Annotated in this window: 18 protein-coding genes; all 18 read right to left on the reverse strand. The window is 34.6% G+C overall.

The window, feature by feature from the left end; genetic code table 11:
• Positions 1 to 611: 611 nt before the first annotated feature.
• The 18 genes from CDH51_RS02945 to rfbF all read right to left on the reverse strand — a co-directional run bounded on the left by CDH51_RS02945 (position 612) and on the right by rfbF (position 20,354).
• The gene (locus CDH51_RS02945) at positions 612 to 2,276 is read right to left on the reverse strand and encodes a capsule assembly Wzi family protein (protein ID WP_100627177.1); all 1,665 of its coding nucleotides are present in this window, start codon (positions 2,274 to 2,276) and stop codon (positions 612 to 614) included.
• On the reverse strand, positions 2,273 to 3,028 hold the full coding sequence (locus tag CDH51_RS02950; RefSeq protein WP_100627178.1) for a glycosyltransferase family 2 protein: 756 nt from the start codon (positions 3,026 to 3,028) through the stop codon (positions 2,273 to 2,275). The genes CDH51_RS02945 and CDH51_RS02950 overlap by 4 nt, the downstream gene beginning before the upstream one ends.
• Positions 3,029 to 3,196: 168 nt before the next feature.
• Positions 3,197 to 3,745 carry a WcaF family extracellular polysaccharide biosynthesis acetyltransferase gene (locus tag CDH51_RS02955; protein ID WP_100627179.1) on the reverse strand — a complete coding sequence of 183 codons (549 nt, stop codon included), beginning with the start codon at positions 3,743 to 3,745 and terminating at the stop codon, positions 3,197 to 3,199.
• Between the two features lie 4 nt (positions 3,746 to 3,749).
• On the reverse strand, positions 3,750 to 4,907 hold the full coding sequence (locus CDH51_RS02960) for a glycosyltransferase (RefSeq protein ID WP_100627180.1): 1,158 nt from the start codon (positions 4,905 to 4,907) through the stop codon (positions 3,750 to 3,752).
• Positions 4,888 to 5,733: a glycosyltransferase gene (locus tag CDH51_RS02965; protein ID WP_198514250.1), complete on the reverse strand. Its 846-nt coding sequence runs from the start codon at positions 5,731 to 5,733 to the stop codon at positions 4,888 to 4,890. The genes CDH51_RS02960 and CDH51_RS02965 overlap by 20 nt, the downstream gene beginning before the upstream one ends.
• Positions 5,734 to 5,860: 127 nt before the next feature.
• On the reverse strand, positions 5,861 to 6,781 hold the full coding sequence (locus CDH51_RS02970) for an O-antigen ligase family protein (protein WP_198514251.1): 921 nt from the start codon (positions 6,779 to 6,781) through the stop codon (positions 5,861 to 5,863).
• Positions 6,782 to 7,206: 425 nt separating this feature from the next.
• Positions 7,207 to 8,340 carry a glycosyltransferase family 4 protein gene (locus CDH51_RS02975; protein ID WP_100627183.1) on the reverse strand — a complete coding sequence of 378 codons (1,134 nt, stop codon included), beginning with the start codon at positions 8,338 to 8,340 and terminating at the stop codon, positions 7,207 to 7,209.
• A 136-nt stretch (positions 8,341 to 8,476) separates the two neighbouring features.
• Positions 8,477 to 9,676 (reverse strand): glycosyltransferase family 4 protein, encoded by a 1,200-nt coding sequence (locus tag CDH51_RS02980; protein ID WP_100627184.1) that lies wholly within the window; start codon positions 9,674 to 9,676, stop codon positions 8,477 to 8,479.
• A gap of 595 nt (positions 9,677 to 10,271) precedes the next feature.
• The gene (locus CDH51_RS20400; protein WP_157807030.1) at positions 10,272 to 10,775 is read right to left on the reverse strand and encodes an acyltransferase family protein; all 504 of its coding nucleotides are present in this window, start codon (positions 10,773 to 10,775) and stop codon (positions 10,272 to 10,274) included.
• A 10-nt stretch (positions 10,776 to 10,785) separates the two neighbouring features.
• Positions 10,786 to 11,925: a glycosyltransferase gene (locus CDH51_RS02995; RefSeq protein WP_100627187.1), complete on the reverse strand. Its 1,140-nt coding sequence runs from the start codon at positions 11,923 to 11,925 to the stop codon at positions 10,786 to 10,788.
• The gene (locus CDH51_RS03000; RefSeq protein WP_100627188.1) at positions 11,918 to 13,042 is read right to left on the reverse strand and encodes a glycosyltransferase family 4 protein; all 1,125 of its coding nucleotides are present in this window, start codon (positions 13,040 to 13,042) and stop codon (positions 11,918 to 11,920) included. Before CDH51_RS03000 ends, CDH51_RS02995 begins: the two co-directional genes overlap by 8 nt.
• Positions 13,043 to 13,067: 25 nt before the next feature.
• On the reverse strand, positions 13,068 to 13,988 hold the full coding sequence (locus CDH51_RS03005) for a glycosyltransferase family 2 protein (protein ID WP_100627189.1): 921 nt from the start codon (positions 13,986 to 13,988) through the stop codon (positions 13,068 to 13,070).
• A 1-nt stretch (position 13,989) separates the two neighbouring features.
• On the reverse strand, positions 13,990 to 15,435 hold the full coding sequence (locus tag CDH51_RS03010) for an MOP flippase family protein (RefSeq protein WP_157807031.1): 1,446 nt from the start codon (positions 15,433 to 15,435) through the stop codon (positions 13,990 to 13,992).
• Positions 15,435 to 16,367 (reverse strand): glycosyltransferase, encoded by a 933-nt coding sequence (locus tag CDH51_RS03015; RefSeq protein ID WP_100627191.1) that lies wholly within the window; start codon positions 16,365 to 16,367, stop codon positions 15,435 to 15,437. Before CDH51_RS03015 ends, CDH51_RS03010 begins: the two co-directional genes overlap by 1 nt.
• 3 nt (positions 16,368 to 16,370) lie before the next feature.
• Positions 16,371 to 17,204: an NAD-dependent epimerase/dehydratase family protein gene (locus CDH51_RS03020; protein WP_100627192.1), complete on the reverse strand. Its 834-nt coding sequence runs from the start codon at positions 17,202 to 17,204 to the stop codon at positions 16,371 to 16,373.
• Positions 17,204 to 18,520 carry a lipopolysaccharide biosynthesis protein RfbH gene (gene rfbH, locus CDH51_RS03025; protein WP_100627193.1) on the reverse strand — a complete coding sequence of 439 codons (1,317 nt, stop codon included), beginning with the start codon at positions 18,518 to 18,520 and terminating at the stop codon, positions 17,204 to 17,206. Before rfbH ends, CDH51_RS03020 begins: the two co-directional genes overlap by 1 nt.
• Positions 18,520 to 19,590 (reverse strand): CDP-glucose 4,6-dehydratase, encoded by a 1,071-nt coding sequence (gene rfbG / locus CDH51_RS03030; protein WP_100627194.1) that lies wholly within the window; start codon positions 19,588 to 19,590, stop codon positions 18,520 to 18,522. Before rfbG ends, rfbH begins: the two co-directional genes overlap by 1 nt.
• The gene (gene rfbF, locus CDH51_RS03035) at positions 19,581 to 20,354 is read right to left on the reverse strand and encodes a glucose-1-phosphate cytidylyltransferase (protein WP_100627195.1); all 774 of its coding nucleotides are present in this window, start codon (positions 20,352 to 20,354) and stop codon (positions 19,581 to 19,583) included. The genes rfbG and rfbF overlap by 10 nt, the downstream gene beginning before the upstream one ends.
• Positions 20,355 to 20,358 lie beyond the last annotated feature (4 nt).

Genomic DNA, 20,358 nt, shown 5'->3' on the forward strand with positions numbered 1-20,358 from the left:
GTAAATATTTTTCGAATCGAGGAATTGATTAATTGGCTAATCGTCACTGCGAGGTGAGGAACGAACCGTGGCAGTCTTTTTTTCCAATAAGATTGCTTCTCCCGATTCTCGGGATCGCAATGACGGTCATATCTAAATTCTTGTCTCTAGATTCTTGGTTCTAGGTTCTTCACAACTCACCACTTACTACTTACCATTTACACTTCATTCTGGTATCTGTCGAATTGTGGAACTGAGGAATCGATGAATTGTCGAATTGAGTCGTTCGGGGTTCGAAGTTCTGAGTTTGTCGAATTATGAATGAGGAATTAGGAATTGGGGGAAACGTTTAAGGTTTTTATTCCACGGTCGTTCATCATTTGTGGGTCATAAAGATTAGCCAACCTTTGATTGAAAAAATCTTGGTCTCCTTTGTACTTGGTACAATAAATCACCGCTTACTACTCACCATTTACTACTTACACTCTCCTCTGTGTCATCCGTAGTAAAAAGAAAACAACCAAGAGCACAACGAACACAAAGCTTATTTCTCCTTTCCCGATGCTCGGGACAAGCTGTGCCCTTCGTGTCCTTTGTGGTTTAAATTAATTCGTGTCCTTTGAGGTCAAAACTTAATCTCGATTCCAGAAATAGATAAGGGACGCCTGCCCCATCACACTCGTCAGATTCTTCCCCTTCGGGAAGTCCGGAGTACTAGCCGGATCGAGCTGCCACTGATAGTTTCGAGCATGGATAATCTGCAGCTTGGAACTCAATAAGAGATTCTTAAACTGCTTATCATATAAAAAGCCTAGGGAAAGATCTACCCAGGGTTTGCGTTCGGTAAACTGAAGCAAGGCCTTGTAATAAAAGTCCTGATTATTAGCCAAGCGCTCAAAAAGGATTCCCATTTTTTCAACTCCTTCTACTAAGGATATTTCAACAGTCTGAACATTTGATCCAGTTCCAATCCCAACTCCCAAAGGCTGTCCGAAATTCACGAAGCCCCTTGCAGGTGTGTGAGTATGCCAGGTAATTCCACCAGTAAGGCCATTATAGCGAACATATCTATTTATAGATTCTTGTTGATGGGTGATTTCCGACCGAACTTGAATAGATTTCCCCCACTCAGGAACATTAAATAATTGATTGAAACCAAAAATAAAGGCTCTGGCATGTTCTGGGTTTAAGATATATTCCCTCCAAGTGAAGGCATGATCTCTTCTACCATATTCAAAATAGAGTTCAGATTTTGTTTGAGGGACAACCAAGCGCCCAAATAGGGTAATCGTTTGATCCCTACCATTCGCATCAAAATCCACAGAATTCCCATCATCAAAAAAGTTTTTCTTTTGAAAGCCTTCAAAAACGGGAAACCAATCATAAAAGGAATTACCACGATTGGCATTGTACTGCTGGAATGTGCGACTAAAACCAAAATAAAATCCTTTCACCCATTTGGGGTTCCAAGTAAATGTGATTGCATTGGTATATCTAGAGTCTCCTGAAAAAGAATTGAAGAATCGATCATTCAGTTCATCATTTTGAGAAGGATCAAAACCCGAGTTTTGTAATCTTCCCATAATCATCTGTAGTTCAATATTCCCAAGAAAAGTTTTTGCTGGCTTAGTGGTATTGATTGTCCAATGTGGAAATCCTTGCGCATTATTCGAAAAAGTTAAGGCATTAAATTGCCCGGGACCCCACCAAAGATTCTCTGTACTACCTCCTATTTCAAAAGCTCCATATTGAAAAGTCAATTTGGATTGACCCCACCACGGACGGAAATAGACTCCATTTCCATAACGTTCAGGATTATCCCCGTAATTCCAAAGAAGAAACCTACTTCTTATTTCCGAATCTGACATTTCTTCCAAACCAGTTTGAAAGCCAGCATTCTGTGCTAAAACAAGTTCTGGCCTAATAGTTAGGTTTAAAAACTTATACTTTGCCTGAATCCCACCTGAAACATAGGTCTGAAATCCAGGATTAGGAATCAATCCATAATCTGCCCAACCATAAGGTCTTCCCGTTAGAATTCGAGTAGTATTCACAAAAGGCAAAACCCCTATTTCCAAGCCTTCAACTGTATAGGGTAATTCTAACTCTTGGCTAACCCTATACAAAGTATCCATGGTCAGAACGGGCCGAATCAAAAAAGAGCCACCGATCGTATCAGCAGCTCTTAATTGATTTCTTCTTTGTATTTCTTCAAGGATTGGATAACCGGCAGGGATACTTTGCCCCAAAAGGTCTATAGAGAAAAAAAGAAATAAAATCAGTAAGTATCTTTTCAATGCAACAGTGGAATATATTCTAAAAATTTACGGAAATATCGGGAATACAATCGAATATAATTGGTTTTCAATCCATTTTCACGACAAGCCCGCAAATCCTCCTGATTGATAATCCAGGTACTTTTTAAGGAAGCGGTACTAACACCACCCAATCGCATCTTCATCAAATCAAAATTCAAGTATCTGTAAGACAGTTGATGCTTATAAAGGAAACGAACCAACAATTCAAAATCCGCCGCAATTTTATAATCCGTTTTATACCCCCCGAATTTCTCAAAATTCTTTCGGTAGGTGAAAAAAGTAGGGTGTGCAGGCATAAAACCCCATGAAAAGGCTCCTAAGTTAAATCTCTTGGAGGAGTAGTAGCGAACTGTCTTTTCCAAGTCCTCAGGGCTAACAAATCGGATATCTGCAAATACACAATCTACATCAGGGTCAGAAAATCCCTCTACCACCCTAGATAGTGCATCAGGCCGATGATAGAAATCATCCGAATTGATAATTCCTACAATATCACCGGTTGCCATTTGGATTCCCTTATTCATCGCATCATAGAGGCCTTTGTCGGGTTCCGATATCCATTTCGAAACAATATGAGAATTGGATTCAATGATCGAAACTGTTTCATCCGAAGAATTCCCATCCACGATGATATATTCAATATTCGAATAATACTGTTCAGCAATACTATCAATCGTATGCTGCAGTGTAGATGCTGAATTATAGGTAACGGTAATAAGAGAGACTTTCAAAAGGAAAAGTTAAATGTTAATCGTTAATTGCTTGCCCTGAACTTAGTCGTAGGGTTTAGGGCCTGCCCTGAGCGAAGTCGAAGGGTTAATCGTTAAGCGTTAAATGTTAAGGGCTCTTGGTTCAAAGTTCTTGGTTCTTTGTACTTGGTTCTTGATTCAAGGTAGAATTCAATAAATAATTTCACGCTTTCGAACAGCCTTCGCCGGATTTCCCTGGTAAATGGTATAAGCTTCCAAATCATGGGTTGCGATTGAGCCAACCGCTAAAACGGAATGAGAATGACAGGTAACTCCGGGACAAACCACCGACTTGGCTCCTATCCATACGCCATCTTCCAAGGTGATTTGACCAGTAATTAAGTCAAAGCTTGATTTCTTATAATTATGATTCCCTGTCAAAAGCATGGCTCCCTGCGAAATGCAGACATTGGATTCAATTTTCACTTGTGTCAGGTTATCAATCCAAACTTCCTCTCCTATCCATACATGATCCCCAATCTCCAGAAACCAAGGGTATTTTATATTGACTTTGGGTTTGATTACCAAGCCTTTCCCAACTTTGGCTCCGAATATTCTCAGAACCGAAGATTTAAAGGATGAGGGAAATAAAATGCTTGTATTAATGAAAATTCGATTCACCAAATACCAAGTCAATCTTTTTAATACTGAACCCGGCTGATAGTCATTATTGGAGAAGCTAGATAGATCTGTTTTCATCCGATTAACTTAAACCAAATAATTTTCTATTCGCTTCCAATACTTCAGGATCTTCGGTAAATCGCTTCGCAAATTCAAATGCAGCCTGACTCATCTTATTGTACTCTTCCTGATTCATGGCCGCAGCCCTTTCTATTGCTTCGACAAACTTCTCAGGTGAAGACAGTGAAATATCCCATCCGACTCCATTTTCTTCCAAATTTCTCCATGGTGTTTGATCAGAAATGATCACAGGGCAGGCATTTTGCCAAGATTCCATGATTACATGCCCAAAGTTTTCATGCTGAGTTGGCAATAATAAAATATGTTGATCTGATAGCAGATCAGAAATTTTATGATTCGGTTGTGAACCAAGCACCTTTACATTGATGTGCTTCGATAATTGGACTATTTTGGCTTGGCAGGCTTCCCAATACTCTTGGTCCTCTGCGGGTCCTATGATGCTAAAACAAATTGAATAAATTTCCTTTACTGATTCAAGTGCTTTGATAGCGGCCAGTAAATTTTTCTTGGAAGAAATCCTGGATAAAAAGAAAAGATTAAGTTTATTCTCTTTTTTTGCTTTTATCTTCCAATCATTGGTGAGGTTTTTTGAAAGATTAGATGCCACCTGAATTTTGACGCTATAACCGAATTTAGCTAAAATTTCAGCCTTTTCAGTCTCAGCGGTGGCATGCCAAGTGACTTTATTATGCCAACCTGCCATCCGAAAGACCTTCAAAAATATTTTTTTCTTCAAGGGCTTGATAGATAAAGCTCCTTGACCTAACATTCCCCTGGGGGCTAAAACGATTTTGATATTTTCCTTTCCAAAAACTCGCAGCGGTAGTAAGGTGAATTTTTTAGAGAATAATGAATTCAAATAGATCACTTGATACTCTCTTTCTTCAACTAGCTTTTTATAGAAAGATTTCTTCTGATGAGCTTGGTCCAGATAAATAATCTGATATCCACCTTTATCGATCCATTGATTAAGTGAAGATTTAGGCAAATCCAACTTTTCATCCAAATCCCAATTAGAAGTGACGATAAAAAAGTTATACTCATCTTGTAACTGCTGAACTAGGTTGAATACTGATTGAATTGGACCGCCTGCTTTATAGGCTGGTAAAAACCAATCAATGAAAATAATAATATTACGTTTACTGTCTTGCAAGGCCATTTATCGTATCGGACCATTGATCGAGGCTTACTTTCCCAGCAGAATCTATCGCCCGACTAGAAAAGGCACGATAAGTTTCTTCTGACATTTCCGCAACTTCTTCAATAATACCTTTCAACTGTTCCTTATCATCTGCATCAAACAAAAAACCATTCTCCCCATTTCTAATGAAATCAATTGCTGCACCGCATTGATAGGTAGAAATCACAGGAAGTCCTGATAGTAAGGCCTCATGTACTACCACACCCCAAGCCTCATAGGTGCTAGGTAAGATTAAAAATCCTTCTGCTTGTAATAATTCAGGTAAACGTACAGGATCTACAAAAGTAGTATGCTTGATAGAAGGGTGTGCTGGAATGCGATCAGCAAGAGGACCATTACCGATAAAATGAAATTTCATTCCATAAAAATTTGATTCCGATAACTCCTCTAAAACTGAAAACAACTCCAAAAGTCCTTTGTGATCCACCAACCTCCCCACAAAAACAATACTTTTAGTAAATGATTTTGGAGTATTCAAATGAAATTGATTCTCGTCAGCACAATAAAGCCCATTCTTAATATGTTGATTTCCAAATCCTAAATTCTGGGCAAAAGGGAACTGAGGTGAACCCGGAATCCAAATGTCGGTAAAATAGGGACGAATCAGCCAAGGACTTAAAATACCAGCCACTCGCTGTTTTAAGTTCCCTTTCCAGTGGTTGTCCATTCCTGTGACTACAGAAATTCCCTTATTCTTATATGCTCTTGCTATCTTAAGATACTTTTTATTATTCCAACCCGCGACATAAATCAAATCAGGCTTAAAAATGGAAATCTCATCCAATAAGCTTTCAAGATTATATTCCTCTTCATTTTTGAGCGTGATTCCCGGTTCACTTTCTAACTGAAAAGGTGCCTCGGGATTCGGTTTTTTCCGGAACACCAAGTATTGATTGCCGGTCCTATGATAATCATGACGCATGCACGCCATCCAATACCCTGTCAGTCGAGTGTATAGGATCAATATATTCTTCATGAATGGGGTTATAAATAAATTGCTGCTGCATCGCAAAATAAAGGAAAAGTAAAGGCGTAAAGGCATTCATGGATGCAGCCATCCAAGACTCGGTAACCGCGGATGAAAGTATCAACAAGAGAAATCCAAAAGCCAATTTCTTATCCGTAGATCGTTGGAAGCAACGAAATAAAAACAAAAGGTAAAGTGCTATGCCAATAAAACCTACATTCAATAATAAACTAAGGTAGGAGTTCCATACCCCATACCAATGCCTAGCCGCATTTTCACCAATAAACATCGAACGATATTCCCTAACATAATAATTATCATACATCATTCCCTGACCAAATACAGGATGACGCAAGACTTCTTCCCAAGCCACCTCCCATACTTCCGTCCGTCCGCTTGCTGTACTCAAGGTATCTAACCTTAATTCCTGTTCAAAACCCAAGGAGGTAAAGATCTCAATCAAATCCACTGTTGAAACAACATAAAGTAAGGGGGGTAAAACCAAAAGAAAAGGAATCAACAATCGCTTGGAATCAAATAGCCAAACACTTACTTGATAAATAAGAATAGCCAGCATTCCCGTTCTACTTCCCGATAAAAACAACATGCCAAAGATCAAAACCTTCACTATTAGGAATCCTTTATTAGTTTTAAAAAATTTATTTCTCTTTTGAAGTAAATCTAGAATGGGATAAAAAAACATTAGTAACAGGCCAAGTCCATTGGGATTATTCATCAATCCTTTAAAACGACCAACCAGATAAAATACTCCTTCAACCCTAAATGGAATCGTGATAAAATTTAAAATGATAAAAGTCAAAAGGAAGCTAAAGACTAGTCTTTCAAGCTGAAATGGATTTTTCATGTAAAGCAGATCAACCAACTTAAAAATAATCAAAGCCATCAAAAGGTAAGCAATAGCACGACTAATAGCTAGAATTCCAAGCGGCGAAAATAAGGCGGTAACAAATAATCCAAAAAACGTAAATAAGCCTATCTTCCAACCGAAATTAAACTTTAATAGACCCTTCTTAAACAAGTAAACTGCACTAAATCCAATCAATAAAAACCGAAGATTATTGGCAAATGATAATGGTCCATCAATATTGTCGCCAAGAAAAAATGTAAGTAAGAATACAATCAGCAGAAATTCTAATCGCTGATTCTTTAAATAAAGAAAAGAAAAAAGAAAAATCCCAAAAGCACCTATAAAACCCGCTAATACACCTCCAATAACGATTGCAAAAATAAAAGCTAGTAACTTAAAGTGAGAAAAACTATTCAAAATAGTCAAAGACATTCTTCAATCTTTAAAATAGTTTCTTTAATTACCTTATCCCAGGTAAATCTTTCCTTTACTTTTTTTATGGAATTAAGTTTCATTTCATTTAACTCTGAGCTATCTAAAGAGAAGAAGAAAGCAAAAGCATTTTTCAACCCTTCAATAATGTTCCCTTCAATAAGAAAACCATTAGATGAATCCACCATCTCTGATACCGCACCAACATCTGTAGCAATAATGGCACAGCCGGAAGCCATACCTTCCAAAATTACATTGGGCATACCTTCTGAGTAGCTAGGGCATACCAAAATATCTATAGATTGAAGTATAGTTTGTATTTGTTCCTGATCATAAACAGGGCCATGATATTGAATTCTGTTGTCTTTAAACCTAAACGCTTCAGGTATGGGACCAATAAAATGAAACTCAAATTTGAATTCATCGCCCAAACTAGATAAAACATGATTGAGTTCTTCTATGCCTTTTCTTCGTTCAAAACGACCCACAAAGCAAAATTTTATGGTTTGAGTATCGTATGCTGGACTTTGGATTGAAAGCCAATTTGCATCTATGCCGGTGGGAATGGTTATTATTTTATTTTTAAAGCCTTTAGTTTTTATTAGATCAGATATTTTACCGCCGTAGGAAAATAAATAGTTAGCTCGTTTCATATTTGCATAAACAGGATACTTTAGTATTTGCAGTTTCATCCCTGTTGCAAAATCTGGCCAGCGTTGAAACATTTCATAGCCGTGAAAATTAACACCAACGGATTGTTTAATTCTAAGCTTATTTCGATATCTTAAAAGGTGCCAGGCTGAAAACCCTTTGGCATAAATAAAATCGGTAGCATCTCTTTTTACCAGCGCTTGCGTGACTGCTTTAGAGTATTGATAACGTTCATACAAATAATGTCCGGGGAACTTCTCCGGATTTGGGTAATCAATTTTTATGAGTTGGATAAATTTTAATTCGTCCTGGGTAAATGGCACCGGCATATCTTCTCTATCACTTGGCACATAATGATACACCTCTACATATACTTTTTGTTGAGCAAAGTACTTGGCTAAATAATACGAATGCTTTTGCATCCCTCCTATTACATAGGGATAAATACCGTCTGTAACTAAAGAAACTTTCATTAAGCTGAAACCCTTTTGTAAATATCTACCAAACTTTCCTATATGTTTCTTAACACTATATACATTTAAAACTATTTATCTTACATTTTTAGCAAAAGATTGATAGGTGTCTTTATCCTGTAACAGTTGTATAAATCTATTTTAATACTTTATTATAATATTTGTTATAAGTATCAAATGTACTCCCTAAAGAATGTGTAGATAAAATTTTATTTCTTGCTGCCTCACCAATTTTTAAAATTTTATTTTTGGATTTCATTAGTTTTTGTAACTCAGTAAATATACCGATTGCATTCTTTGTCTTTGTTTTAAAACCACTTAAACCGTCATCAAACCATTCGCAAGTACCACCTGAATCAAAAGCAATTACAACCATTTTAGCGAGCATAGACTCTGCTACTGTGTTTGGAAAATTATCAGGATAGGTTGAGGGAATGACACTTATATGTGAAGTTTTATAATGTTCAATGAGTTGTTTTCTCTCTACCCAGCCATAAAATACTATTTTATCATTTAGGTCCAATTGCGTTGTTTGTGCGACCAGGCTATCCTTATCTGGTCCATCACCAAAGATCAGAACCTCAAAATTAACATAATCATTTTGCTTAAGCATATGAGCAGCTTCAACTAAATATTTGATCCCCTTCTGCTTTGACAATCTACCACTATAAACAATTGAAACCTTTTCATCTATATTTTTATGAATATCTTTAAAATGGTCGTATTGAGGAGAAGGTACTTTTACAATTTTACCTGCCGGAATGTTAGTAGATATGGCTTCGTTTTTCATATAATCAGAGTAAACAAATACTCTTTCATATTTCTTAACAGCAATTTCAGTTTCATATTTAACATTTTGATATGCTTCAAATAGATTTTTAGGGTTTCTAGAGCGTGTACACATCTTTGTGTAAGCGTTAATAAGACACTTTTTGCTAAAAGATATTTGGCATGGTTTATCATCTTTTAACCAATATTTTGACCAACCCGGACATATAATCATAGCTTCATGCATAGACCGAAAGGTTGGTAATCCTAAATCTAAAATTAGCTTGGTTAAATTTTTATAAGGTTGTGAATGAATGTGAATTATTTTAACTTTTAATTTTAATATTAATTCATTTAAATAACCCTTTAATTCTTTTTCCGTTTTATAAAAAATAATTTTATCAGTTCCATAAAGTTTTGATTTAAAACCCTTCGTTTCTTTTGTTAAAAGAAGTAGATAATTCTTCCAGGATTCACCACCATATTTTTCAAAAACATCTAATATTTTAAGAATATCAAATTCAGCACCACCTTTTAAATCAAAATTATAATGAATTCTAAGAACCATAATTTAATTATAAGTAAATTTTTGTTTTAGTTTCAAGAATTTAGATTCAAAGAGTTTAAAACTCAGATGACTGACCAGAATAGTTAATAATAACAATAGAATATCTCTCAATAAATGTACGATGATGAAATTATCAAAAAATTTAATAAAAATACTATCTAACCTATTTTTAAATAATAAAATCAAGGGATAATGATACACATAACATCCGTAGCTAAGCTTACCTATATATATTAACTTTTTGTTCTTCAAAAAATCAAAGCTATCACCAAAATAATTGATAATAGCTAAAAGTGCCGTAAACATTAATCCTAATATTATGTAATTAAAAGCTTGTATATATTCATAGTCTTTAAAGCTACCCAAAGTACAACTGAAAATTATTATAACCCATAAAATTAACCTTAAAGTCCGTTTGGAATATGTTTTTAAATTATATAAAGGATAATCCTCAGCAAAAATTCCTAACAAACAACCTAGCAATATTGTGTCTAATCTATAAAACGTATTGACATGTATTAAAAGTGTATCTACACCGGCAAAAACTGATATTATTCTAAATAACAATACCAAAACTATAAGTAATATAGTTATTTTAAAAATGTTTTTTTCTAAAAAAGTACAATATAAATGGCCAAAATAAATAAAAATGTTCCTCAATTGATAAAGTCCAAAAATGATTTAAAAATCCAGGATTAAAATACTCCCCTCTAAAACCAATAATGAAATTCTGAAAGTAAATGATGAACCAAATTAGATCGTCTGCTAACCCATTATGGTTAGTTGAGGTTTGAAAAAATTGAGATAAGAAAGGAAAAACTATTATGAAAAAGATTACGGTCAAATAATATAATGGAAATATTCTTAAAATTCTTCTTGTGTAAAATACCTTTAAATATTTTTTCAAAGAAATATTAGAATCAAGACTACTAATTAAAATTCTAGTAATGAGAAAACCAGATAGTACAAAAAAAAGATCAACTCCTATCCAGCCAAATGGGAAAATACTAGATTCTGTATGATATAAAAAGACTAGTATAAAAGCTAAAGCTCTTAGTCCGTCTAGGTGAGGATTGTATTTTAGAGTTTTGTTTTTCAAAATATGGTGACTATTCTATGCTTCTACTTATAATTGTTATAACATCATAGTAATTTTTATCCCAGGTAAAATTATTTTCAATTTTTTCGTATAGAGATTCACCATACTCTTTGATAATTTTAGGATTTTCCAATAAAATATCAATTTCTAAAGCTAGTGCATAAGAATTATTCTTTTCAAAAAATAAAACTTCTTGTTCAAACCAATTTTTTAGGTTTATAATATCGGGAGCTATTACAGCACATTTGGCTACGCCATAATCAAATATTTTCATGGTAGACTGGTATTCGGGACTGCCGGCAATAATGCCTACATGCATGTCATGTAATATGTGTTTTATGGCCTCTCTGTTTTGAAAGCCATGATTCACCACTTTAATTTTATCTTTTAGTTTTTCTTTAATGCTCTCTAGTCCGGAACCAATCAGGTGCAATACAATATCTTCATGATCTTTTACATTCCGCAGTGCTTCAATCAATAGATCTGGTCTTTGGTGCGCCATTAATCTCGCAATAAAACAAAGATTTAAAGGTTTTAATATTTTCTTTTTCTTTTCTTTAAAAAACTCTAGAAATTTGCTTTCAACACCATTTTCAATATTTGACCAATTCTTAGACTTTAGGTTCCAATATAGACCATAGGACCCTACAAAAAACACATGTGTTGAATTTTTATACATCCATTTTTCTAATCTTTTAATGATTGGGGAAAGTAAAGATTTATAATACTTTTCTTTGCCTTTATATTGTATACCATTAGCTTCATAGAAGTGAGGGATACCCAAAAATTTGGCAACAATTAAACCCGAAAAATTGATATACGCTGTTCGTTCATATATAAAATTTACGTCTTTACCTTTTAGCACTTTGTAAAGTATAGCAATATTTAAAACATATTGAATTATAAGCTGAAGGTCTTTTACTGTACCATATAATACACCTCTTTTTTTTATACTTATAATGTTCTCGCCTTTTTTTTGGGGAAATTCATTTGTTTTGTAATTACTTAAATTTATGCTTTGGTGGTTTAAATAGGCTGTCATATCATAGGATACGGACAATTGCTTATAACCAACCGAAATGTGTTGAAAAGCCCCGGAAAAAGGATTGAGGCAAGCAGGCTCTGTAATTAAATAAATACCTTTAGCCATTAATATGACTTTGAATTAAGCTACAAACTCTAGCCATAGAGTGTTTCCAGGATAATTTATCATGGGCAAAAGCTAAGGCCGCTTCCTGCATCGCTTCCTTTTTCTCAGGCTTTTGTTGGTATGTTACTATCCATTCAGAAATTTGTTCTGCTGTGGCTTTGAGATCAAATAATTTACCACAATCTTCATTCATCAAAGAAGCAATGCCTCCAACATCATGACTAATCACAGGAACAGCATAAGATAAAGCTTCTCCTATGACCATTGGAGTACAATCAGCTTTTGTAAGGAATAACATCAAATCTGCCTCAATTAGAATTTGTTGAAATAGTAATAACTCATTTTTATTCTTTTTGGAAAGTTTTCCATAAAACCTAATATTATCAGAACTTTTACCATTGATACCAATCACGTTTAAAGTTGTGTTTACTCCTTTTAAATTTAACAATTTTACAATATCAATGGATTTTTTTAAGCCTTTCCTTTCAGCGTCTAATCCAATCCAAACCATTTGTAAATTATTGTTTTGTTTATTTTTAGACCTTAATAATTCTTCATCAGTTATATTTTTTTCCACGCCTATTCCATATGGTATAAAATAGGTCGGACTATTTACCCATTCTGTATTTTGAGCTGTATTTAATGCCCATTCAGAACTGTAAAAAGTAGCAGTCGCCTTTTTATAATAAGCTATACTCTGCTCAATACCATTACGAATAGAAGTTTTTGCCCAAGGCTTAGTATAAAAATTAACAAAATCTGTAAAAAAATTATCAGGCCAACAAAATATAGGTTTGTCAGAATTTAAATAGCAAAGATTCCATTCAAAATGAGAAAAAATTAAATCATATTCAATATTTTCTATCTTATTATTTAAATTATAAAAATGTTTTTTAATGATTTTTCGGTCTCGCTTGTATATGTAAATTTTTTTTAGAATTCTATAGTATAAAGATTTCTTTAAATTTACATTTTTTAAAATAGGTAAAGGTGAAATACATTCTATGACCTCAAAACCATTTTCAACAAACCCATCTCTTATATACTTTGCAGTTCCAGAGAAAGTTGTCTCAAGAGGTGCTTCCGTGATATATAGTATTTTTTTCTTATTACTCATTATATTTCAATAGCTTAAAAACCATTCATATTGTAAAGGATAAAAAGTAGTAAGTAAGATTACTAATCCATTCCTTTTTAGATTTAGCGATATATAACATTCTATTTTCTTCAAATATCTTTCTAATTATTTTTCCTTTTAAGAAATTGGGATATGTATTAGCAGAAAGTATTTTATGATAATATGTTTTTAGTGGCTGCCTGTCTAGAACTAATAAATTTTCTAATGTCTTGTAAGATTTTTTATTGAGGCTGAATGGATAGTTTAAAATTTGATTTTTATTCAATTGAAAGTCTATAATTGACCAGCCTCCCATTCCTTTATCAGAGTTTCCTAAAAATATGTCGTCTTTAAGTAACTTAGCTATACAGTTAGATTCAATCATTTTAAGTTGTATAAAAAAGTGAGGAATAAGCGTATGAATGTATTTGTAACCAAATTCTATATACTTTTGAGCATCAGCAGTTCTGTAAATCGAAGTACATAAGTAAATCGCATTTTGAAAAGAATCTATTTGATTTAAAAAGTCATCAAGACCATGACAATTTTTATTTTCATTTCTATCAACCCAAGGACTAGAAAAATTTATAAGTTTGTCATTCTCCTTTGCATTGTTTAAAATTCCTAAAACTAAATTAATGCTTTGTATACTTATCGGATCATCATCACCAATAATCCACGTCCAATCGGCTTCGGCATATTCAAAACAACGCATAATATTACCGCCTAAACCCACATTTTTTTTATTCGTAATAATCTTAAGATTATTGCAGGCAAGCAGATTAGGACTTTCATGGATAATGGTCTCCTTTACAGACCTATCTGAATCATTATCAATTATTTTATAAGAAACATAATTTAGGCTATTATCTTGTAATAAGGTGTTTAATAGCTCTAAAACTTTATAATTTCTATTATAAGTGGGTATAATAATATCTAGAGACATGTTATTTTTTTGAATATAACAAAACTTCTTTTACCTGAATAAAGGCATTCATTTTAAAAACAAAAGCAAAACCCAAATAAAAAATAGCCCCTATAACTGCTCCAATAAAAAGTCTTGTAATATCATTATAATATTCTTTAAGGTAATAAACAGTGAGAAAAATAATTACCCCCATTAAAACACTTAAAAATAGAGGACTGTATATCTTTTTAAAAACATCAAGGATACTCATTTCAATATTTTTACCGGCCCAATTTACAAGGGGTATAAACATAAAAACATTTGCAATCAAATAGCATATAGCCACTTTTTCAATACTACCCCATAACACCCCTAAAAAAATAAAAGTGACGGTAACTAAAGTATTGACAATTCCAATATGTAAGTACTTTTTAGTATTTCCTGTAGCAGTATACAACCATCCAGTAGAATTTGCCAATGATTGGATTAAACTGACAAAACATAAAATTCTTAAAGTCAATACCATTCCTGCCCATTGTTCTCCAAACAAGACCATAGTTAACTCACTAGCCAAAGCTGCTAACCCCATCATAATGGGAAAACAAATAAAACTAACAACACTTTGTAACTTTAGGTAAGCATTTTTTATACGAACGCTATCATTTTGTATAGAAGCAAAAGCAGGAAAAATAACTTGTGAAAGAACATGAGTAACTTGAGTTATTGGTAATAGCATAAGACCATAAGCTCTATTATATAGGCCAAGACTACTTGCAGATAAAAATTTACCAATTAATAAAGTATCACTCTGCCTAGACCAATAATTTATAAAATTAAACCCTGTAACATTTAAACCATAATTAATCATACCTTTTACTTCACCATAATTAAAAACAAAAATAGGTGTAAATTTTGACAACAATATAATAGTGAGGGATTGAATTATTTTTAATACTATATAAGAGTAAACTAAAGACCAAACTCCAAAATTGTTTAAGGCTAATATTATTCCAAAGATTCCAGAGATTAAAGTTGCCATAATCTCTATTAAAGAAGTTGTTTGAAATTTAAATTTTTTTAAGAGCAAAGACCTAGGTACTATGCTAAAAGAGTTTATAATAAAAGCGATAGAAAGGACTCTAATTACAGGAATTAATTCTTCATTAGAATAAAATCTTGCAACATAAGGTGCAGTTAAAAATATTATAGCAGAAAGAATAAAGCCAGCTAGTACATTGAACCAAAATATATTACTATTATCTCTTTTACTACTCTCCTGATTATGTATAACCGCACCCCCTAAACCTAATTCAACAAAAATATTTCCAAATCCAATGACAACCATAGACATACCAACCAATCCATATTCACTTGGCATTAAAAGACGAGATAATATAATGGTAACAAGTAATTGTATTACCTGATTAAAGATTCTCGCAAATCCCATCCATTTGGCACCACTAAAAGATTTAATAGATAAACTCACTAAAATTTACTTCTCAGACTTTTGTAATAAGAGAAACTAAAGACAAATAGCTTTGTAAATAAACTCATGTGTTCAACTCTAATTAATTGTTTAAAAAAAAATATAAATCCTTTTGATTTTGCTGCTTCAAATCTATTCATAGCATAATAACAAAATCCTATTTGTAGATATGGCTTGTATAAGAAATTATTGAATTTAAGAATAGAAAAATTTTTCATAATATCTTCAATAAGTCCTAATTCATCATAGCTCCAATCTTTAACTTCAAAATCAGTTATTTGTGTTTTTTGGTTAGCTAAAAAATACGTATTACCTCTTAAGGCATTGAAAACACCAAAATATATCCATGGATATATATTCCTCAGTTTATCATTTGCTATATAGGTTTCATATAAATCTTCTCGTTTAAATACTAAGGCACTCATTTGACTAAAAAAATGAGAAAGATAAGAGGTGTTTTTGTAGGAAGGTTTAAATACCTTTTCATCGAAAGGCATCACCCTCACATTCCTATTTATTTCACCAGGAGCCACACCAATATGTCCACTAATTGCACACGAAAAATTACTATCCTTTTCTATAACTTCAATAAGTCTTGCTAGATAAGATTTATCAATGTAATCATCATCTCCAGTATACATGATATAAGGAGCAGAAGCTTTTTTTAGTGTAAAAACAGCATTAGGCTCTAATTTTATGTTTTTATTTTGTCTATAAATCTGAAGATTTATCTCTGAATACAAATCCCTAAGATTTAGTAGTTTTGACCATGTATCATCCGGTGAACAATTATCACTAACTATAATACCAACTTTATCATTAAGACCATATTTTAGAATCTGCTCTGATATTAATGAGACATTTTTTTCTAACCTCTTAGCCCTATTATAGGTGGGTATTAATATTTGAAGAACAAGGCTTTTGTTTTTCATTTTTTAAACTTCAGGTGCGTAACGCATTACTTCACCATTTCTATAAGGCAATTGGCCAACTAGAAGCTTTCCTTTAGCCCCCCATTTATTCCACCAAGATTCTGAAAATTCTAAAATGGATTGAGCTTTCCCAGTACCTAAATTTCTCACTAAGGGCTTACCAGATTCAATTTTACCTTCAAAACAGTAATCTAATAATTGATTTACTACCTCATCGACATGAATAAAATCTCTAACTTGTTCCCCAAGAGTCATTGGAAAATCCTCCCCATTTTCAGCAGCTCTCTTCAATGATGGCCAAAGTCGATAATCTGCCTCTCCTGGACCATATACATGAAAAATTCGATGAATGGATAATTCTAGTTTCTTCTCTATTGCCAATTGGTAAAATGCAATTGAAGCTGCCGCTTTTGAGGCTGCATAAGTTAGAGTAGGTTTCAAGGGAGCATTTACCGGAATAAATTCATAATCTTCTCCTGACTTGCCATATTCAAAGCAGCTTCCTGCTACCACGAATCTTTTAACTCCAGCTTCTATTGCTTGATTGAATAACTTTAGAGGAGCCAAGACATTCCAATACATACAATTTTCCAGCGTATCGTAAGGCGGAGACATAGAATGTGCTGCTAAGTGAACTACTACATCAGCACCTAATAAATCTTCCCTTGTTACTTTATCCAGACTTTTAACTAACCAAATTGGTTCTTTCTCTAATTTAATTCTTATATTACTGTCAGGAGATCTTTTTAAACCAATTACTTCATGGCCCTCAAAAATTGATTTTTTTAAAAAATTAGAACCAATAAAGCCGGTTGCTCCTGTAACAAAGATTTTCATTAGAAATTCAATCCAAAAAACTCTTCTAACTTTTCAGCAACAAACTCAAAATGCTCAGAACCTAATCCAGGATACAATCCAATCCAGAAGGTATCGCGCATGGTCTTATCCGTATTTTTTAGGCTTCCTACCACCCGGTATTCGACTCCCTTGAAATAGGGCTGACGGATTAGGTTGCCGGCAAACAGTAACCTCGTCCCAATTTTATGCTGATCCAAATATTGAGTCAATTGAACTCGTTCTGTTCCACAACCATCCTTAAGTGTTATAGGGAATCCAAACCAAGACGGTTCAGAATTTGGGGTAGCCTCGGGCAAATGGATAAACTCTGAAAGAGATTCCAGTCGGTTTCTTAAGTAAACAAAGTTTTCTCTACGCTTCTGAATAAATCCTTCAAGTTTATCCAATTGGGCCAGTCCACAGGCAGCTTGCATATCTGTGATCTTTAGATTATAGCCAGCATGGGAGTACACATACTTGTGGTCATAACCAAAGGGTAGATCCCCATGCTGCTGTGCAAATCGGCAACCACAGGTGTTGTCTTTGCCCGGCGCACAATAACAATCTCGACCCCAATCCCGGAAGGATTCAGCAATGACCTTCAATTGGGCATTATTGGTAAATACAGCACCTCCTTCTCCCATGGTAATATGGTGTGCAGGATAAAAGCTCAAAGTTCCTATATCTCCAAAAGTCCCTACTTTTTGACCATTGTAAGTAGCCCCCAAAGCATCGCAGGTATCTTCGACCAGCCAAAGGTTATATTTTTTACAGATTTCAGTGACTTTGTCCAGATTAAATGGATTACCCAAGGTATGGGCCAACATGATAGCTTTGGTCTTAGGAGAAATAGCCGCCTCAATCAGGTCTGCATTGATATTGTGCGTTGCCAAACCCACATCCACAAACACTGGAATTGCTCCAAACTGCACCGCTGGATTGACCGTGGTAGGGAATCCCGCAGCTACTGAAATCACCTCATCCCCTTTTTGGATAGCTCTATCACCCAATTTTGGAGAAGTAAGCGTACTAAATGCGACTAGATTGGCAGATGACCCGCTATTGACCGAAAGCGCGAACTTAACTCCCAAAAATTCAGCTAATTTCTTTTCAAATGCTTCATTAAAGCGACCGGTAGTCAACCAACCATCTAAAGAAGCTTCAACCATGTTTTTTAATTCTTCAGAACCAATTACTTTTCCAGAAGGTGGAATAACAGTTTCTCCAGGGACAAAATCCTTTGGAGCATACTTTTCTTGGGCATATTTATCAACCAACTCTAGAATCTGGGTTCTTAAATCCAAGGATACTTCCATTATAATTTTTTGTAGGTTTTTATTTCATTTAAACTATACTCCTGCATATCATAACCACCTGAAAAGTGAACATGCCATGCAAAAATTTTGTGAATTACTTCCTGTATTTCCCATTTGGGGTACCAATTCAGACCAGCTTTTGCTTTGGAACAGTCCAGCTTGAGGAATCTGGCCTCATGAGGTTGGGGATTTTCATCCAGTTTCCATGAAGCATTTCCTCCCCAATCAGAAACCAATTGGTCTAAAATCCACTCAACGGATTTACAGTCTTTGTCCTCTGGCCCAAAATTCCAAGCCTCGGCAAACTTCTTTCCCTCCTTGTAAAGGCTTTCTGCAAGCATCAAATATCCACTCAAAGGCTCAAGAACATGTTGCCAAGGACGGGTAGCCAAAGGGTTTCGAATGATTACAGGTTCTCCTTTTTCAAAAGCCTTAATCGCATCAGGAATTAGTCGATCAGCTGACCAATCTCCTCCACCAATTACATTTCCTGCACGAGCTGAAGCTAAGGCAGGAGCATTTTCTGTCGAAAAAAAGGATCTTCTATATGCTGATGTTGCCAATTCTGCACATCCTTTACTAGAGCTGTATGGATCGTATCCTCCCATGGGTTCATTTTCGCGATAGCCCCAAACCCATTCCTGATTTTCATAGACTTTGTCTGTAGTCACAGAAACAATAGCTTTGAGATTAGAGCAACTTCTTGCTGCTTCCAGTACATGAACTGTTCCCATCACATTAGTAGCATAAGTTTCTACAGGTTGAGCATAAGACAGACGAACCAAGGGTTGTGCAGCCATATGTATTAAAATATCTGGATTGAAGGATTTCATCGATTTTGAAATGTCCTCTAGGTTCCTAATATCTCCGATTTCACTTTCCATTAAAGAAGAAACTCGAACCACCTCAAACATCGCTGGATTCGTGTCGGGTTCTAATGCAAAACCTTTCACTATCGCCCCCATAGAAGAAAGCCAAAGACTTAACCAACTGCCTTTAAACCCAGTATGACCGGTCAAAAACACCCGCTTCCCTTTCCAGAAAGCCTCATCCACTTTTCTCATTCCCATATTTTCCAAGGGGCTTGATTGGATTCCCACAATTCTTGCAATTTCATCTTGTCTCGAAGGGTATCCATTGGTTGCCAGAATCCCTCATGACGGAAAGCCATTAATTCCCCATCTTGAGCTAAGGACATCAATGGTTCCTGTTCCCAACTAATTGAATCATTTTTTATTCGCGAAATAACCTTCGGAGAAAGGACAAAAAAGCCACCATTTATCATTCCACCATCTCCTTTCGGTTTTTCTTTGAAACTTTTGATTTGATCTCCTTCTAATTCTAATGCTCCAAATCTTCCCGGAGGATAAGTGGAAGTCATGGTTGCTTGTTTACCATGAGCAAAATGAAAATCAATGGATTTTTTTATATCCACATCACCTACTCCATCCCCATACGTAAAACAGAATGCCTCCTCGTCTTTGATGTAATCATATACCCTTTTCAGTCTTCCTCCGGTCATGGTTTCATCACCTGTATCTACCAAGGTAATTTTCCAAGGTTCCACTCGCTTCTGATGGACTTCCATTGAATTGGTAGTCATATCAAAAGTCACATCAGACTGATGCAGAAAGTAATTGGCGAAGTATTCCTTGATGACATAACCTTTGTAGCCACAGCAAATGATAAAATCATTTACCCCATGAGCAGAGTACAATTTTAAAATATGCCATAGGATGGGCTTCCCACCGATTTCAACCATAGGCTTAGGCTTAATAGAAGTTTCTTCACTTAATCGGGTGCCTAAGCCACCTGCTAATATTACTGCCTTCATAATT

It is taken from the genome of Algoriphagus formosus (assembly GCF_002807035.1).
In the GTDB taxonomy this organism is placed as follows: Bacteria; Bacteroidota; Bacteroidia; order Cytophagales; family Cyclobacteriaceae; genus Algoriphagus; species Algoriphagus formosus.

Bases quoted from the DNA above. Each gene is read 5' to 3' on its own strand.
- CDH51_RS02970 (WP_198514251.1), bottom strand. From the start codon at position 6,781: ATGAAAAATCCATTTCAGCTTGAAAGACTAGTCTTTAGCTTCCTTTTG.
- rfbG (WP_100627194.1), bottom strand. From the start codon at position 19,590: ATGGGAATGAGAAAAGTGGATGAGGCTTTCTGGAAAGGGAAGCGGGTG.
- CDH51_RS02980 (WP_100627184.1), bottom strand. From the start codon at position 9,676: ATGGTTCTTAGAATTCATTATAATTTTGATTTAAAAGGTGGTGCTGAA.
- CDH51_RS02995 (WP_100627187.1), bottom strand. From the start codon at position 11,925: ATGGCTAAAGGTATTTATTTAATTACAGAGCCTGCTTGCCTCAATCCT.
- CDH51_RS03020 (WP_100627192.1), bottom strand. From the start codon at position 17,204: ATGAAAATCTTTGTTACAGGAGCAACCGGCTTTATTGGTTCTAATTTT.
- CDH51_RS02955 (WP_100627179.1), bottom strand. From the start codon at position 3,745: ATGAAAACAGATCTATCTAGCTTCTCCAATAATGACTATCAGCCGGGT.
- CDH51_RS03005 (WP_100627189.1), bottom strand. From the start codon at position 13,988: ATGTCTCTAGATATTATTATACCCACTTATAATAGAAATTATAAAGTT.
- rfbH (WP_100627193.1), bottom strand. From the start codon at position 18,520: ATGGAAGTATCCTTGGATTTAAGAACCCAGATTCTAGAGTTGGTTGAT.
- CDH51_RS03000 (WP_100627188.1), bottom strand. From the start codon at position 13,042: ATGAGTAATAAGAAAAAAATACTATATATCACGGAAGCACCTCTTGAG.
- CDH51_RS02975 (WP_100627183.1), bottom strand. From the start codon at position 8,340: ATGAAAGTTTCTTTAGTTACAGACGGTATTTATCCCTATGTAATAGGA.
- CDH51_RS03015 (WP_100627191.1), bottom strand. From the start codon at position 16,367: ATGAAAAACAAAAGCCTTGTTCTTCAAATATTAATACCCACCTATAAT.
- rfbF (WP_100627195.1), bottom strand. From the start codon at position 20,354: ATGAAGGCAGTAATATTAGCAGGTGGCTTAGGCACCCGATTAAGTGAA.
- CDH51_RS02960 (WP_100627180.1), bottom strand. From the start codon at position 4,907: ATGGCCTTGCAAGACAGTAAACGTAATATTATTATTTTCATTGATTGG.